Below are 16,645 nucleotides of genomic sequence, written 5' to 3' on the forward strand. Positions count from 1 at the left end.
GAATGACTTTTTTACTAAATCTTAAATTTTAAAATCAATATATCTGTAAACTTATTAGCAAGATTTAATCAACGATTTATATCTACATAAACTGTTTCATTAGGTTTTACCATATTTAATCTTTTTCTTGCTATTTCTTCTAAGTCTCCTTCATATGATTTTTCATCTTTCTTTAAGCTGTTTATTTGTATTTCAGTCTTTTTTAACTGTTTATTTAGACTTGCTATTTCTTTTTTATATTCCTTAGCTTTTGTGTACTCAAATACGAATCCAGTCATCATACTAAAAATTGATATTCCTAAAAATAAACTGATAACAATGATTTGTCCTGAAAATTTTTTTCTTAAGTTCATTTTTCCTACACCCTTTTTTTAGTTTTATTTTTTTTCTTCTTAGGTTTTGATTTTTTCTTGTTTTTTAATTTTTTATTTGATTTTCTTTTTATACTTTTTTTCGTCGCTATAAATATGTTTGGTATATAAAATATAATATCAAATAGTAGGTGTAGTGAATAGATTATAACGTAATACAAATTGTTCAAAAAACTGACTATGTAATGTGTAACTTTTTTAAAAGAATTCCTCACAAAACGAATTATTTTATTGATAATTGATAAAACAATTTTACTTATGGTGTTGTAGTATAAAATAAAACCAATAAACAAAGCCACAAAATGGTAATATCTTAAATCAAAAAACTCTGTAAGGTTTATTGTCACGAATATTATAACTGTAGCTAGAAACCAAAACAATACATCAAAGATTATCGCAAAATAATTGATGAATTTAAAATTTCCCCTTAGCCCTCTATAAAAATCAAACAACACTCCTATGAGTATCCCACCATAAATAGTAGCATAAAAAATGCTTACATCTTGAGTAAAAGGTATCATCTATCTAAATACCTTTTTCAAAAAACTCTCTTGTGGCTTTTTAGGCTTTGCATACACCATAGAATTTATAGTTCCATCTATGCTAATTATATTTTCGTCTATACTTAGCTTGCTCATATCTAGGTTCTCGCCTTCAATTACCATCTCTCCTACAGAAGTTTTAAGCTCTACTCTTTTATCATTAAAAGAATATATGTGCTCAACTCCTGAAATAACTAGCTTTGATCTATCTTTCAAAGTTATGTTCTGTTCCATAATATCCCCCCAGTAAATATTTCACTAATACTACTATTAATATACTAGAGGACTATTAATTTTATTCTAAAATTTCGTACATTTCTTTTGCATCATTTTTTAATACACGTTCTTTTACTTCATTTATCTTAAACTTCATCTTCTTCTCTCCAAATTGTATTTCTAATGTATCTCCAATATTCACTTCCGAAGAAGATTTAGCAACTTTTCCATTTATAGTAACAATTCCTTTATCACATGCATCTTTAGCAACAGTTCTTCTCTTTATAATCCTAGATACTTTTAAAAACTTATCTAATCTCATAATTATCACCTTCCTTTAGCTCTATAGAAAAAGTGTGGTAAATTTATCCACACTTTTTCACAAGATTTCTAATTATCCATTTATTATATCCTTTAATCCTTTTCCAGCTTTGAAAACTGGTGCTTTAGAAGCTGGTATATCTATAACTTGCTCTGGATCTCTTGGATTTCTTCCTTGTCTAGCAGCTCTTTCTCTTGTCTCAAATGTTCCAAATCCAACTAATTGAACTTTTTCATTATTTACTAGTGCATCTTGAACAGAACTCATAAATGCGTTTAACGCAGCCTCTGCTTCCTTCTTTGTTAATCCACTTTTTTCTGCCATCTTTGATACTAATTCAGCTTTATTCACGATATTTACCTCCTAAAAATGTTTATAATATAGACTTCTATCTTTGTGATAAAAGTTCTAGATTTTTGACAAATTTCCTTCCACAATTTTATTGTTTTTTAGCCTGATTCCAAAATTCATCCATCTCTTCAAGTGTCATGTCTTCTAATTTTTTATTTAAATTCATTGCACTTTTCTCTACAAACTCAAATCTATTTATGAATTTATCTGTAGTACAGTTCAAGGCTTCTCCTGAGTCTATGTCTAAAAATCTAGCTAGATTTACTATCGAAAATAATAAATCGCCTAGTTCTTCCTTTATGTATTTTATATTCCCGACCCTGTGTTCGTCAAGTAATTCCTGATATTCTTCTTCAATTTTTTTAAATACATCTTCTACATCGTCCCAATCAAAGCCAACAAGTGCTGCTTTATGTTGAACTTTACTAGCCTTCATAAGAGCTGGTAAATGTTTTGGTATCCTTCTAAGGCCATCTGTTATAGTACTTTCGCCTTTCTCTTCTTTCTTTAATTCTTCCCAAGTTTTTTCAAACTTAGACATATCTAGTTTTGCACCACTAAATATATGAGGATGTCTATGAATTAATTTTTTACATATGCCATTTACTACTTCTTTTAAATCAAAGTAGCCTTCCTCATTTCCTATCTGGCAATGGAATATAACTTGTAAAAGAACGTCTCCTAGTTCTTCTACCATTTCATCTATATCATTATTATCAATTGCATTACAAAGTTCATATGCTTCCTCTATAACAGAATTTTTTAATGATTGATGTGTTTGTTTTTTATCCCATTCACATCCAGATGGACTTCTAAGTGTATTAACTATTATTTCTAAGTCATGTACTGTATTATACATCTTTTTAGAACTTTTGGGTATATATAAGCTAGTTAAATAGTCAAAAAAGTTTTCATTTCTGTCTAATTCGCAAAGCTTTATAAACTTTTTACTTTCTAAATCTTTGACACCTACTCCATTTACTATACATACTTCTTGATTATAGTCGTAGTGTTCCATAAGCTTTAACTTTACATTAGATGCTATAAATTTATCATATACTTGAGTTATTATCACACTTGTATCTAAGTCTATATATGAATTTTCTATTTCAAAAGCATCTATCAATTTAAATCCCTCAGATGGGTCTATAGCCAAATAGTTAAACATAGCGTCTACAAAGCTCATAGAAGGCAATATTTCTACTTCTATGTGATTTTCATTGGCTAATCTCTCTATTATACTTACAGTCTTTTCTGCGACTCTTGGATGACCAGGAACAGCATATACTAAGTCACCCTTTGCAGATTCTTCTATGATAAATTCAGATATTTTTAAATAAACATTATCAAAATTTTCCTCATTTTCATAAAAGTGGTCTAAAGAAGTGTATTGTATAGTTTCTTTAAGTTTATCAATTATTGGATGTTTCTCTGTTCTAAAAAAAACTCTAGGGCTATTTTTTAAAGTTTCTAACACACCTTGGCTTATAAGAGAATAATCTCCTGGTCCAAGACCTACAATACTTATCTTACCCATAACATCACTCCTATTAGCAAATTTCACTTTATTTTTATATTATAATACAAATAAGGAGCTTTACTATTTGTATAGTATTTCCTTTATTTGCATATATATTCCTATATTATCTTATAAGTTTAACTTTTTTTAACAATTTATATAATTTATCACCTTTTGGCATAGTCAAAATCTCTTCTTTTTTAATTCCACCTATTCCAAGTATTACTACTACATATACAATTCCACCAATACCTATTGCAATTATTGTGGATATGCTATTTCCTAAGAATCCAACTAAAGCACCATAACTCAACTTAACTATTATAAACATTGTCATAACTGTTATAAATGGCTTTATTATAAATTCTTTTTTAGAGAAGTTTACGTTCATGTGTTTTTTGACATATAATAAGTTAATCATGGATGCCACAAAGTACGCTGTAACTGTACCAAAGGCTGAACCCAATACATTAATATCTGGTATACCTGTTAAAGTATAACTTATTACAATTTTGCATAACATACCAACACATAAAGCAATTACAGGTACTATTGGTTTTCCCATTCCTTGAATTATACCAGTCAATGTCTGTATTAATCCTAAAAATAATACACATGGAGTGAGAGTAAATAAAATAGTTCCTACAGAAGATGGTTCATGTGGAAATAAAAGACCCATTATTGGTATTGCTAAAGAAGCCATACCAAACGCACAAGGTAATACTATAAGTAAAGTTACCTTAACTGCACTCTTAGTATCTTTTCTAGCCTTTGACTTATTTCCTAATGCATATGCTTTAGAAATTGCTGGAACTAAGCTCATACTCATTGCAGTTGTTATAACTGCTGGTAAATTTATTGTGGCCATTGCCATACCTGTTAATTGACCAAACATTGAATTTGCTACTTTGTATGTAAAACCTGCTTCCATAAGTCTTCTTATTACAATAACATTATCTATCATATTTACAAGTGGCATTACTGATGCTCCTATAGTTATGGGAATAGCAACAGTTAAAAGCTTTTTAAAAATATAAGAAACTCTCTCATCTTTAAACCTTTGACTTGCATCTATTTCTGCTCTACGCTCTTTTCTCCCTAGCATATAAGCAAACACCAAATAAAGCATAGATGCTATTGAACCTATTGTAGCTCCTGATATAGCACCCGCTGCCCCAAAAGTCTGCCCTAGACTCTTCATAAGGAAGTAAGCCAAAGTAAGACCTAATACAACTCTAAAAAACTGCTCTGCAACTTGAGACACAGCAATCTTAGTCATATCTTGTCTCCCTTGAAAATATCCTCTATATGCAGACATTGCAGGAACAAATAGTAATGCTGGAGCAATGGCTTTCATAGAGTATAAGGCACCTGGATTTTTCATTATGTTTGTTACTATGTAGTCGGCTCCAAAAAATAATATACAAAATGATATTATGCCGGTAATGAATAAAACTGTATGTGACACCTTAAATATCTTATTTGCTCCTTTAAAATTTCCAATGGCAACTTTTTCCGAAACCAATTTTGCTACAGCTGTTGGAAATCCAGCGGTAGCTAATGTTAGAAATAGAGTATACACAGGATAAGCAGCCTGATAGTATCCCATACCCTCTGAACCAATCATGTTTCCAAGGGGAATCCTAAAAAATCCACCCATTATTTTTACGATTACACCTGCTAGCCCAAGTATAAGGGCTCCTTTTAGAAAGGAGTCTTTATTTTTGTTATTGTTCATAACATAACCTCCACACTGTTTATATAACAAACTTTAATATACCATATTTTTAATGCTATATTCAATATTTTACACAAAAACTTCAAAAGACCTTCATTTAAAAGGTCTTTATGATAAAATTATTGAACTTGTTTTCCTAAAAAGTTAGCAGCAATTTTTAAAGATTTTTCTTCACTTTCTGCAATTGTATCTTTATCTTTTGAAACAACTACAATTGAACCTATACAGTCACCAGATGCACTAATTATAGGCATGATAACTTGACTAGTATATTCTTTTTGGTCTTCTTTAAATAAAGGTAAAATGTTTTTATCTTTTGAATACTTTACTGTTCTTTCACTTATTATTGCTTCTAACTCATCACTTATACTTTTTTCTTTATAATCTTTTTTAGGAAGCTTAGATACAGCTATTATAGAATCTAAGTCTGTTATCAACACACCATATCCTAGTACTTCAGCTAATGTTTCAGCATATTCTTGAGAGAATTCATTTAATTCTCCTATTGGAGAGTATTTTTTAAGTATGACTTCTCCATCTTTTGCTGTAAATATCTCTAAAGGATCTCCTTCTCTAATTCTTAATGTCTTTCTTATCTCTTTTGGGATAACTACCCTTCCAAGATCATCTATTCTTCTAACTATACCTGTTGCTTTCATATTTTTTAATCCCTCCATAAATTACTTTAAGTTTATTTTTACCATTGTTAAGAAAAATATACAAAAAAAGCTATATCTTATCTAGATATAGCTTTTTTAATCATATTACTCTTTTTTTAGTTTTTAGATTGTGATTTTATTTATTACTTTTTCATCTTTTTCTACCTTAGCTTCTTTAGTTAATTTTTCTATTTGCTCTTGATATTTATTTTTTAATAATTGGTCTTTTATAGTTTCTTTAGCATCTTCAAATGATGTTTGCTCATTTATTTTATCCGTTACTTTAATTATATGGTATCCATATTGAGTTTCAACTAAATTAGAAACTTGACCCTTTTTCATAGAAAAAGCAGCCTCTTCAAACTCAGCAACCATTTGACCTCTTGAGAAAAATCCTAATTTACCTCCATCACTTGCTGTAGAATCTTGTGAATATTTTTTTGCTACTTTTGCAAAATCTTCTCCTGATTTAACCTCTTTAAGAGCCTCTTCAGCCTTTTTCTTAGCTTCGGTCTTTTCCTTATCTGAAAGTGGCTTATTATTGTCATCTACTGTTTTCAATAAAATATGAGAGGCTTCTACTTCATCTTTTTTAAATTCATCTTTATGTGTATCATAGTATTTTTTCATTTCTTCATCTGATATTTTAGTCTTTTTAGTAAAATTGCTTTGATAGTTTTGCATTGCTAAATCTTTCTCTTGTTGGTCTTTTAAAAACGCATCATCTATTCCTAATTTCTTAAGCTGTTCTTTATATTTTTCATCTTTACTCATAGCATCTTTTAATTCTTTAAAACTTTTTTCAACATCCTCTTTTTTAGGAAGTAAGTTGTCTTTTTTAGCTTGAGAATATATTACTTCTGTAGTTATAAGTTGGTCAAGAATTAAGTCTTTAAACTTGTCCTTATATTTTACACCCTTTTCAACTTCCTTATCCCATATATCTTTTCCATAAGTTTGTTCCATAGAATCTTTATAAAGAGCTATAGTTTTTTTAAACTCATCTGATGATATCTTTGTCCCTTCAACTGTCGCCACAGTTTCTCCTTTACTAGAACTACAGGCAGTCACAGATACTACCAAAATCATAGCTATTGCCAATGTTATTACTTTTTTCAAATTTAAAACATCCCTTCTTAAATTTACAAGTTATTTCACCTTGCACATTTTTTCTAATAATTCTTCTAATTCTGTAACTATATTATAACCTATTTTCTGTTTAGTTCTATACTTTGTTATTGGAACTAACAATATTTCATCTTTTAATTGTCTTATTTTTTCTATTTTTAATATCTTACACAGTGATTTTATATAAGCTATTGTAAGAAGTGTCTGAACTGGTTTAGGTATATCAGAGAATCTATCCTCAAGTTCTTCCTGTATATCCAACATATCTTCTTTATTTTCAATAGAAGCTATTTTCTTATACATTTCAATCTTAATCAATTCATCTTTGATATAATTATCTGGAATGTATGCATTTACACTTAAATCTATTTCAACATCAATTTCTTCCACAATAGGTTCGCCTTTAACCTTTTTAATTGCATCATTAAGCATTTTTACATACAAGTCATAACCTATAACTGCCATATGACCATGTTGTTGGGAACCTAAAATATTTCCAGCTCCCCTTATTTCAAGGTCTCTCATTGCTATTTTAAAACCAGAACCAAACTCTGTAAATTCTCTGATAGCTTTTAATCTCTTCTCTGCTATCTCACTTAGAGTTTTATCTTTTTCATATAAAAGATATGCATATCCTTGTCTTGAGCTTCTTCCAACCCTACCTCTCAATTGATAAAGTTGAGCTAACCCCATTTTATCTGCATCATATATAATCATTGTGTTTGCATTGGATATGTCCATACCAGTTTCAATTATTGTAGTGCAGACTAATACATCATAATCTTTATTTAAAAATCCTAGGATTATATTTTCTAATGATTTAGAAGTCATTCTTCCATGTGCAACAGCCACTCTAGCATCTGGCACGAGCTTTTGAATCATACTTGCCATCTCTTCAATGTGTTCAACTCTATTGTATACAAAAAATACCTGTCCACCCCTACCTAGTTCTCTCTCTATCTCATCTTGAATTACGCTTTCCTTACTCTCTGTAACATATGTTATTACAGGATGTCTTTCTTGTGGAGGTTCTTCTATAACACTCATATCTCTTATTCCACTTAAAGACATATGTAAAGTTCTTGGTATAGGAGTTGCTGAAAGTGTAAGTACATCTACTGTAGATTTAATTTTCTTTAAAGCTTCCTTATGTTTTACTCCAAATCTTTGCTCTTCATCAATGACTACAAGACCCAAGTTTGGTAAATTTATATCTTTGGATATTATTCTATGTGTTCCAATCAAAATATCTACTAATCCTTTTTTAGCATCTTCAATAATTTGTTTTTGTTGCTTTGGAGTTTTAAATCTACTTAAAACTTCTACTCTCAAAGGATAATTTTCAAATCTCTCTTTGAATGTATTATAATGTTGTTGAGCTAATATTGTTGTTGGAACCAACACAGCAACTTGCTTTTGGTCCATACAAGCTTTAAAAATACTTCTAATAGCTACTTCTGTTTTTCCATAACCAACGTCTCCACATACAAGTCTATCCATTACCCTACTTGATTCCATATCTTTTTTAGTTTCCTCTATCGCCTTTAATTGGTCTTCTGTTTCTTGATATGGAAACAACGATTCAAACTCTGCTTGCCAAGGTGTATCTTTTGAAAACTTATATCCTTGTATTTTTTCACGTTTTGCATAAAGCTCAATTAAGTCCTTTGTCATATCTTCAATTTCTTTTTTAACTTTTGCTTTTGCCTTTGTCCATTCGTTTGTTCCAAGCTTATTTAACTTAACTTTTTCTACTTCTGCACCAATATATTTTTGTACTTTGTCCATCTGGTCTATTGGCACATATAGATTATCTCCACCTTGATATACTATTTTCATATAATCTTTTTTGATAGCATTGACCGTAATTTGTTCAATTCCTGTGTATCTACCTACACCACTATTTTCATGAACTACATAGTCTCCAACACTTAAATCTAAAAATGATTCTATTTTCTTTCCTTTTTTAACTTTTTTATTGCTAGTCTTAGACGCTCTTTTATAAACACCTATCATTTCATTGTCTGTTATAACAACAAACTTTATGGATTTATACTGAAAACCACTGTTTATGTGTGCAGGTACAATTATAACTTGAGAAGATTTAATTTCAATATCTCTACCTTTAGAAACAGTCGTTTCTAAGCCTTTATCCAATAAATCTTTTCCTAATTTATTTGCCCTTTCTAAGGTATTTGTTGCTAAAATTATTTTGTATCCATTGTATTTCAGCCTATTTAATTCTTCTACAAGCAAATCTACCTTTCCATTAAATGTAGGAACTTCTCTACTTTCAAAGTTGATTATAGATTTTATAGAAAAATTATTTATAGACTTTGGCAATAGTGAGTTTAATACTACAGACTTGTCTTTTACTAAGTACTCTAAATCTGTATAATGATATAATAATTTACCTTGGCTCTTAATAGCCAGACCTCTTTCAAGATTTAATTTATAATTTTCTCTAAACTCATTTATATAATTTTCGCATCTTTCTTTAAGCCTTGTTATATCGTTGATAAACACTATTGCATCATCTGCTAGATAAGTAAATATGCTTTTGTTTTCTTCTGGATAAATATAATCTATATAGTTTTCTACACCTTCAAAATAAGTCTTGCTTGATATATAATCTATATTTTGAAATGTACCTTCATCAGTATTTTTAGTTGTTTCTTTTTTTAGTTTAACTAATGCATCTGTAGTTTTCTCTGGATAAATAAATTCCCTAGATGGAGTTATAGAGAATTGTTTCAATTTATCAATTGATTTTTGTGAATATACGTCAAAAGTTCGTATGGAATCTATCTCATCATCAAATAATTCCATACGAATTGGATTTGTATATTCAAGTGAAAATACATCAATAATTCCACCTCTTATACTAAATTGACCAAACCCCTCTATTTTTGAAACTCTTTCATATCCTAATGAAACTAATTTCTCAGTTAATTTCTCTAAATCTAAGTTATCTCCTACTTTATAATGAGATACACTATCAAGTAAAACTTGTTTTGGTATGTATTTTCTTAAAACTGCTTCAATAGAAGTTACTAAAATTATTTTTTCCTTATTTGCTAGTTTTAACAATACCTTTAGTTTCTTTGCTTCTTCGCTTCTGTCCTTTGCATCCAAGTGATAAAAATAAACATCTTGAAAGCCTAAATATTCAACTTTATCTTCAATATAAAAACTTAAATCTTCATATACTTTCTTTGCTTCTAAATCACTACTCGTTATAAAAATCATTTGTCGTGATAAATCATTAAACATAGAATACGATATATGAGGTTTTTGTACTGGTAAAAGTCCATTAACCAATAATGAGCCTTTTGTATTTTTTATACAGTTTATTATATCTTTATACTCTTTTGAATTTTGCAAAGGATATAAAAAAACATCATTCATTTAAATCTCCCTCTCACTATCCATTGTATTTGTTCATAGACATATCTATATTTTCTCTTATTATTGAGTCAATAGCATATGCTGCTTTTTCTAGTGCTTCATTTATATTATCAGATTCTTCTTTTCTAAATCTAGAAAGTACAAAGTCTGCTAAGTCTTGACCAACTTCTGGCTTAGATACACCTACTCTTACTCTTGGAAAATCATTTGAACCTAGGCATTTAGTTATGGATTTCATACCATTATGAGTTCCTCCACTTCCTTTTTTTCTTATGCGTATCTTTCCAACATCTAAATCTATATCATCGTATACTACTACTATGTTACTTAAATCAACCTTGTAATATTTATATATATCTATTAATGTTTCTCCACTTAAATTCATATAAGTTTGTGGCTTTACTAATAATACTTTTTCAGTACCTACTCTCCCCTCACCAATTAAGGCTTTATGCTTTATTTTAGTAACACTAATATTGTATTCTTTGGCAAGAATATCTATAACATCAAATCCAACGTTATGTCTAGTCTTCTCATATTTCTTTCCTGGATTACCTAACCCTACTACTACGTACATTTCTTACCTCCTGTTATATAAATTTGTATAACAGACTATAATAGAAATCAAATATATTATACTCTGTAAATATTATTAAAATTGTTGCTAAGGAAATAAAAGGTGTAAAAGGAATTTGCTTTTTTATACTTATATCTTTAAACATTTTAGTTATGTATAAAATAGCAAAAAACAAAAACGCTAAAATAAATGATAAAACTATCGCATAAAATCCATATCTATTTCCCAATGCAAAGCAACATAAGCTATAGAGACCTACATCTCCATAGCCTAATCCTTTTGTTAGTTTAGCAATAATATAAGGTATAATAAAGCCTATAATTAGTCCAAATATATGATTTATATAGTCAAATTGGACGATATTGTAAAAGCCCAAAAAAATTATACCTTGAACTATTATACCACTAACTATTGTTATATCATATACATATATTGTGTAGTAATCTACAATGGATATAATTATTAGAAATGGAATTAATAGCATATATTGTACACATTCTACACTAATTCCAAATTTTAGATATACTAATACAGATAAAACTACAGTTATTATGTAAATAAAAAGCATATTATATAAATTTTTCTTTACTCTATCACAAAAAATACATAGAGATTTATTTATCAAATGTGCAAAAAATAAGGAAATTACTATTATATACTCCATAGTTTGTAGCACTTTAGTAATAGGGTTAATAATAATATTGTCCTTATTAGATACTTTAATTCATTTTTATAAAAATTAAAACTTGATTTAGTTTAACTATTATCTACATAATCATAGAAAAATAAAGTTCAAATAACTGTTTTCCACATAAGATTGTTATTAATGCTCCAATTGATATAAATGGACCATAAGGTATAACAGAATTGTATTCCTTTCCTTTTATCTTACTTAAAATTATCACACAAATTCCATATACTGCTCCTACATAAACGCTTAGCAAAGCTGTCAAAAGACCATTTTTAACACCCATATAAAAACCCAGCATTGCAAATAGTTTAACATCTCCTCCACCCATACACTCTTTTTTTATTATAAATTCAATAAGAATCACGATAATCCAAACACTTCCTCCACAAATAAAAGCACCTATAATCGAATCCTTAATTGGAATCTCTTTAAATAAGAAATTGAAAATTATAGCAAATATAGCTCCAAAAACCAGTATTTTATCTGGTATTATAAAGTGGTCAATATCTATAAATGTAATTATAATCAGTAAGGACACAAGAATCAAATAATAAACAGTAGATTTAGATACTCCATATAACATAAATACTGCTAAAAATAAAATTCCTACAATCAATTCTACTATAACATATCTACTAGAAATTTTCTCATAACAATATCTACACTTTCTACCACTCATTAAATAGCTTAGTACTGGTATCAAGTCTATTGGCTTTAGTTTAGTATTACAACTCATACAATGGGAAGGAGGTCTAGAAATAGATATACCTTCTGGAATCCTAAAAATGCAAACATTAAAGAAACTTCCAAATAATAGCCCAACTATAAATACATATAAATTAACGATTACAATATCCATTGTAGTTTACTCCACCTATCATTCTTGCCATAAACTCTTGGTCAGTACATCTACTAAGTGCCATATCTTTTGTAATCTTTCCATTTTTATAAAGTTCCATTAAATCTTGGTCCATAGTTTTCATACCTGCTTTAACTCCAGTTTGTATCATGTTTGGAATTTGATATGTTTTACCTTCTCTTATCAGGTTTTTTATTGCTGGAGTAGCAAACATCAATTCAATCGCAGCTATTCTGCCTTTTCCATCTGCTGTAGGAAGTAACTGCTGTGATACTACACCTTCACAAACTGTAGATAGCTGTGTTTTTATTTGTTGCTGTTGAGATGGTTGGAACATGTCCACTATTCTATCGATTGTCTTAGCCGCCCCAACTGTATGTAGTGTTGAAAATACTAAATGACCTGTCTCTGCTGCTGTTAATGCTATTGATACAGTTTCAGGGTCTCTCATCTCTCCTATTAGTATTACATCTGGGTCTTGACGCAAAATAGCTCTAAGAGCTGAATGGAAACTTTCTGTATCAGTTCCCACTTCTCTTTGATTTACTAAACTTTGTTTATGATGATGTACATATTCTATTGGGTCTTCAAGTGTAATTATATGTTTTTGTTGTGTTTCATTTATTATGTTTATCATACTTGCAAGTGTTGTACTTTTACCACTTCCTGTTGGACCTGTAACTAAAACTAATCCTTTATGCTTTTCAGTAAATGATTTTATATCTTCTGGAAGACCCAATTTTTCAAAAGTTGGTATCTCTGCTGTTATGGTTCTTATTGCTATTGCGTAATTTCCTTTTTGTCTATATGCATTTACCCGAAATCTTTCTCCTGTTTTTAGAGAAGCTGAAAAATCAGCTTCTCCATGTTCCTCTATTACTTTAAACATAGATTCCCCTGCTATGTCTTTTGCCATTTGAATTGTTATTTCTGATGTCAATATCTGTTCACTTAGTTTTACAAATCCACCTTTTACTCTGGCTACAGGATTTGTTCCAACTGTTATGTGTATATCTGATGCGTTTAGTCCTATACCGTGTTCCAATAAATCATAAATATACATAATATTTACTCTCCATATCTTCTATTAGTTTACTTATTTTTCAGTAATAAATATATAAAATTATTTTATTATTTATTTGTTTATACTAAGTTATTTTTTATATTTAGTTTACTTAACTACACATAATTTTTAAACCATAATCCTTTTCTAAAATAACATACATTTCTTAAAAAAAATAGCTCTATAAATTCAAATATCAAAAAAGAGTTGCTCAAAAGTTTTATATCCTTTTAAACAACTCTTATAAATCTAATAAATTAGAATAATTTACTTACTGATTCATTAGAGAATATCATTCTTATCGCATCACCAAATAATGGAGCTACAGTTTTTATCTTTATCTTATCTATCCTTTTTTCTTCAGGAAGTTGTATAGTATCAAGAACTATTAACTCACTTATCTCTGAATTAGCAATTCTTTCAATAGCTGGTCCTGATAATACACCATGAGTACAGCAAGCATAAACATCCTTTGCTCCAAACTCTTTAAGTGCATTTGCAGCATTAACGATTGTTCCTGCTGTATCTATCATATCGTCTAGTAGTATAACATTTTTACCTTTAACATCACCTATTAAGTTCATAACTTCGCATACATTAGCTTTTGGTCTTCTCTTATCTATTATAGCTATTGGAACTTCTCCATTTAAAGTGTTAGCAAACTTTCTTGATCTAGTAACACTTCCTAAATCAGGAGATACTACTACTAAATCTTCTATCTTCTTTTCATTGAAATAATCTGCTAATATTGTTCCACCTAGTAAGTGGTCTAATGGTATATCAAAGTATCCTTGTATTTGAGCTGCATGTAAATCCATTGTTAACACTCTATCTGCTCCAGCAGCAGTTATTAAGTTTGCAACTAATTTAGCAGTGATTGGATCTCTTGCCTTAGCCTTTCTATCCTGTCTTGCGTATCCATAATAAGGAATAACTGCTGTTATTCTTCCTGCTGATGCTCTCTTTAATGCATCAATTAAGATTAATAACTCCATTAAGTTATCATTTACTGGGCTGTTAGTAGATTGCACTACAAACACATCACAACCTCTTACTGTCTCATTCATATTTACACATATTTCACCATCACTAAATGTACCTACTTCACAATCTAGTACTGATACACCTATATAGTCAGCTATTTTTTGTGCTAACTCTTTCGATGAATTACCTGCAATAATTTTAATCTCGCTTCCGCTAGTATTCATTTATGTAACCCTCCTGAAAATTTTAAAATACTAATGAATATAATTTATAATAATTTCGAGCTAAATTTTTTAGCCAAAATAATAAACTAAATAATTACTTGCTTTGGTCGTCTTTTTGATTCTTCTTTTCTACCCAGCCTTCTTTAATAACTTGTCTTTCTCTAGCTATTGCCAAAGCTCCATCTGGAACATCATGCGTTATTGTTGAACCAGTTGCTATATATCCTTTTTCTTCTACAACTACTGGTGCAACTAAATTAGAATTTGAACCTATAAATGCATTATCTTTTACTATTGATTTAAATTTATTTTTACCATCATAATTTACAAATACTACTCCACATCCGATATTTACATTTTTACCAACATGTGCATCTCCTATATAAGAAAGATGAGATGCTTTTGAACCATCTTCTATAATAGCATTTTTTACTTCTACAAAATCACCTATTTTTACATTGTTTCCTAAGTTACTCTTTGGTCTTAAGTATGCATATGGTCCAACAGTAGAATTTTCTCCAACTTTACTATCAATTATAGTTGAGTTTTTTACTTCTGTACCATCACCTATTTCTGAATTTGTTATAGATGAATTCATTCCAATTATACAATCTGAACCTATATTTGTTTTTCCTTGTAATATAACACCTGGATATATTATAGTATCATTACCTATCAGAACATCAGATTCTATATAGGTAGAGTTAGTGTCTATTATAGTCACTCCATTTACCATATGAGATTCATTTATTCTTCTTCTCATAATTTCTTCTGCCTTTGATAATTCTACTCTTGAATTAACACCCATAAGTTCTTCAATAGTTGAACCTGCAAATGCACCCACTTTTAATCCCTTATCTCTCATTATTTTAGCAGTATCAGTTAAATAATATTCGCCTTGTGAATTGTTATTATTTAACAAATCTAAGGCTTCTCTAAGGCTCTTTCCATTGAAACAATAAATTCCAGAGTTTATCTCACTTATCATTTTTTCTTCTGAATTTGCATCTTTTTGTTCCACTATTTTAAGAAGGTCACCCTTCTTATCTCTTATTATTCTACCATAACCTGTTGGATTTCCAACTCTTGTGGTAAGAACTGTGGCATGATATTTATTTTCTATATGATATTCAAATAGTTTCTTCAGTGTTTCTTCTTTTATAAGTGGAGTATCTCCACAAAGTACAACTATTATATCTTCATCCTTAATATACTCTTTAGCCATTTTTACAGCATGTCCTGTTCCAAGCTGTTCTGTTTGCATAGCTATTATAGTTTCTTCTGCAAGTTTTTCCTTTACTACATCAGCTTCATGCCCCAAAATCACAACAGTATCTTTCACACCTGATTTTTTTGAAACATCTATAATATGATTCACCATTTCTTTTCCACATACTTTATGAATAACTTTTGGGTATTTAGACTTCATTCTCGTTCCTTTGCCAGCAGCAAGGATTATAGCTTTAAAGTTCATTGATACACTCCATTCAATCTAATTTAATTTTATTCGTAAGATTTTCTCAATCAATATACATTATAATACATTTATTTAATAATTTGTATACAACATATACATTATCACTAATAATATAGCACTTTTTTAGTAAAAAGTACATATTTTAATGGAAATTCTACATTTAAAAAGAGCCTAAATGTTCGGGCTCTCTCTATTTTATATATTTATTATTATTCAGCAGCTACTTCCCATTGAACTAATGCTTCATGATACGCTTGTAAAACTGCATCTTCTAAAACTTGTCTCATTTCTGCATTTATAGGATGAGCTATGTCCCTGAAATTCCCTTCGCCTACTTTTCTGCTAGGCATTGCTATAAATAGCCCATTATGGCCTTCTATAACTTTTATATCATGTACTACAAACAAATTATCGAAAGTTATTGAAACTATACATTTCATCTTACCTTCTTCTGTTAATTTTCTTACTCTTACGTCAGTTATCTTCATACCAAAATATCCCCCTTTGATTTTGACA

General features: G+C 29.3%; 17 protein-coding genes. All 17 read right to left on the bottom strand.

What is annotated here, in order from left to right:
- Nucleotides 1-68: 68 nt before the first annotated feature.
- Complete coding sequence (locus JJC02_17045) at nt 69-353, bottom strand: septum formation initiator family protein (protein ID UDN54544.1); 285 nt, start codon at nt 351-353, stop codon at nt 69-71.
- A gap of 5 nt (nt 354-358) precedes the next feature.
- On the bottom strand, nt 359-892 hold the full coding sequence (locus tag JJC02_17050) for a hypothetical protein (GenBank protein ID UDN54545.1): 534 nt from the start codon (nt 890-892) through the stop codon (nt 359-361).
- Nucleotides 893-1,147, bottom strand: coding sequence for a sporulation protein YabP (locus JJC02_17055; GenBank protein ID UDN54546.1), 255 nt, complete (start codon nt 1,145-1,147; stop codon nt 893-895).
- 61 nt (nt 1,148-1,208) lie between these two features.
- Nucleotides 1,209-1,451, bottom strand: a complete 243-nt coding sequence (locus tag JJC02_17060) for an RNA-binding S4 domain-containing protein (protein UDN54547.1) — start codon at nt 1,449-1,451, stop codon at nt 1,209-1,211.
- Nucleotides 1,452-1,523: 72 nt separating this feature from the next.
- Nucleotides 1,524-1,802: an HU family DNA-binding protein gene (locus JJC02_17065; protein UDN54548.1), complete on the bottom strand. Its 279-nt coding sequence runs from the start codon at nt 1,800-1,802 to the stop codon at nt 1,524-1,526.
- A gap of 88 nt (nt 1,803-1,890) precedes the next feature.
- A complete protein-coding gene (mazG, locus tag JJC02_17070) occupies nt 1,891-3,339 on the bottom strand; it encodes a nucleoside triphosphate pyrophosphohydrolase (protein ID UDN54549.1) in 1,449 nt (482 codons plus the stop codon).
- 106 nt (nt 3,340-3,445) lie between these two features.
- Nucleotides 3,446-5,059, bottom strand: coding sequence for a polysaccharide biosynthesis protein (locus JJC02_17075; GenBank protein UDN54550.1), 1,614 nt, complete (start codon nt 5,057-5,059; stop codon nt 3,446-3,448).
- A 119-nt stretch (nt 5,060-5,178) separates the two neighbouring features.
- Entirely contained in the window at nt 5,179-5,718 is a 540-nt protein-coding gene (gene spoVT / locus JJC02_17080; GenBank protein ID UDN54551.1) for a stage V sporulation protein T, read from the bottom strand.
- Between the two features lie 123 nt (nt 5,719-5,841).
- A complete protein-coding gene (locus JJC02_17085) occupies nt 5,842-6,837 on the bottom strand; it encodes a peptidylprolyl isomerase (GenBank protein UDN54552.1) in 996 nt (331 codons plus the stop codon).
- 30 nt (nt 6,838-6,867) lie between these two features.
- On the bottom strand, nt 6,868-10,254 hold the full coding sequence (gene mfd, locus JJC02_17090; GenBank protein UDN54553.1) for a transcription-repair coupling factor: 3,387 nt from the start codon (nt 10,252-10,254) through the stop codon (nt 6,868-6,870).
- 16 nt (nt 10,255-10,270) lie between these two features.
- Nucleotides 10,271-10,831: an aminoacyl-tRNA hydrolase gene (locus JJC02_17095; protein UDN54554.1), complete on the bottom strand. Its 561-nt coding sequence runs from the start codon at nt 10,829-10,831 to the stop codon at nt 10,271-10,273.
- A 13-nt stretch (nt 10,832-10,844) separates the two neighbouring features.
- On the bottom strand, nt 10,845-11,495 hold the full coding sequence (locus JJC02_17100) for a prepilin peptidase (GenBank protein ID UDN54555.1): 651 nt from the start codon (nt 11,493-11,495) through the stop codon (nt 10,845-10,847).
- A 103-nt stretch (nt 11,496-11,598) separates the two neighbouring features.
- Complete coding sequence (locus JJC02_17105; protein UDN54556.1) at nt 11,599-12,381, bottom strand: prepilin peptidase; 783 nt, start codon at nt 12,379-12,381, stop codon at nt 11,599-11,601.
- Entirely contained in the window at nt 12,362-13,444 is a 1,083-nt protein-coding gene (locus JJC02_17110; GenBank protein UDN54557.1) for a type IV pilus twitching motility protein PilT, read from the bottom strand. Before JJC02_17110 ends, JJC02_17105 begins: the two co-directional genes overlap by 20 nt.
- 257 nt (nt 13,445-13,701) lie before the next feature.
- Nucleotides 13,702-14,652 (bottom strand): ribose-phosphate pyrophosphokinase, encoded by a 951-nt coding sequence (locus JJC02_17115; GenBank protein ID UDN54558.1) that lies wholly within the window; start codon nt 14,650-14,652, stop codon nt 13,702-13,704.
- 94 nt (nt 14,653-14,746) lie between these two features.
- Complete coding sequence (gene glmU / locus JJC02_17120) at nt 14,747-16,126, bottom strand: bifunctional UDP-N-acetylglucosamine diphosphorylase/glucosamine-1-phosphate N-acetyltransferase GlmU (GenBank protein ID UDN54559.1); 1,380 nt, start codon at nt 16,124-16,126, stop codon at nt 14,747-14,749.
- Nucleotides 16,127-16,338: 212 nt separating this feature from the next.
- Complete coding sequence (spoVG, locus tag JJC02_17125) at nt 16,339-16,617, bottom strand: septation regulator SpoVG (GenBank protein ID UDN54560.1); 279 nt, start codon at nt 16,615-16,617, stop codon at nt 16,339-16,341.
- Nucleotides 16,618-16,645 lie beyond the last annotated feature (28 nt).

The sequence above is a fragment of the Clostridioides sp. ES-S-0054-01 genome, assembly GCA_021561035.1.
Lineage (GTDB): Bacteria > Bacillota > Clostridia > Peptostreptococcales > Peptostreptococcaceae > Clostridioides.

What these genes read in the sequence shown, in the direction of transcription:
- mfd (UDN54553.1), bottom strand. Translation starts at nt 10,254, where the DNA reads ATGAATGATGTTTTTTTATATCCTTTGCAAAATTCAAAAGAGTATAAA.
- spoVT (UDN54551.1), bottom strand. Translation starts at nt 5,718, where the DNA reads ATGAAAGCAACAGGTATAGTTAGAAGAATAGATGATCTTGGAAGGGTA.
- mazG (UDN54549.1), bottom strand. Translation starts at nt 3,339, where the DNA reads ATGGGTAAGATAAGTATTGTAGGTCTTGGACCAGGAGATTATTCTCTT.
- JJC02_17060 (UDN54547.1), bottom strand. Translation starts at nt 1,451, where the DNA reads ATGAGATTAGATAAGTTTTTAAAAGTATCTAGGATTATAAAGAGAAGA.
- JJC02_17115 (UDN54558.1), bottom strand. Translation starts at nt 14,652, where the DNA reads ATGAATACTAGCGGAAGCGAGATTAAAATTATTGCAGGTAATTCATCG.
- JJC02_17095 (UDN54554.1), bottom strand. Translation starts at nt 10,831, where the DNA reads ATGTACGTAGTAGTAGGGTTAGGTAATCCAGGAAAGAAATATGAGAAG.
- JJC02_17045 (UDN54544.1), bottom strand. Translation starts at nt 353, where the DNA reads ATGAACTTAAGAAAAAAATTTTCAGGACAAATCATTGTTATCAGTTTA.
- glmU (UDN54559.1), bottom strand. Translation starts at nt 16,126, where the DNA reads ATGAACTTTAAAGCTATAATCCTTGCTGCTGGCAAAGGAACGAGAATG.
- JJC02_17075 (UDN54550.1), bottom strand. Translation starts at nt 5,059, where the DNA reads ATGAACAATAACAAAAATAAAGACTCCTTTCTAAAAGGAGCCCTTATA.
- spoVG (UDN54560.1), bottom strand. Translation starts at nt 16,617, where the DNA reads ATGAAGATAACTGACGTAAGAGTAAGAAAATTAACAGAAGAAGGTAAG.
- JJC02_17110 (UDN54557.1), bottom strand. Translation starts at nt 13,444, where the DNA reads ATGTATATTTATGATTTATTGGAACACGGTATAGGACTAAACGCATCA.
- JJC02_17105 (UDN54556.1), bottom strand. Translation starts at nt 12,381, where the DNA reads ATGGATATTGTAATCGTTAATTTATATGTATTTATAGTTGGGCTATTA.
- JJC02_17055 (UDN54546.1), bottom strand. Translation starts at nt 1,147, where the DNA reads ATGGAACAGAACATAACTTTGAAAGATAGATCAAAGCTAGTTATTTCA.
- JJC02_17100 (UDN54555.1), bottom strand. Translation starts at nt 11,495, where the DNA reads ATGGAGTATATAATAGTAATTTCCTTATTTTTTGCACATTTGATAAAT.
- JJC02_17050 (UDN54545.1), bottom strand. Translation starts at nt 892, where the DNA reads ATGATACCTTTTACTCAAGATGTAAGCATTTTTTATGCTACTATTTAT.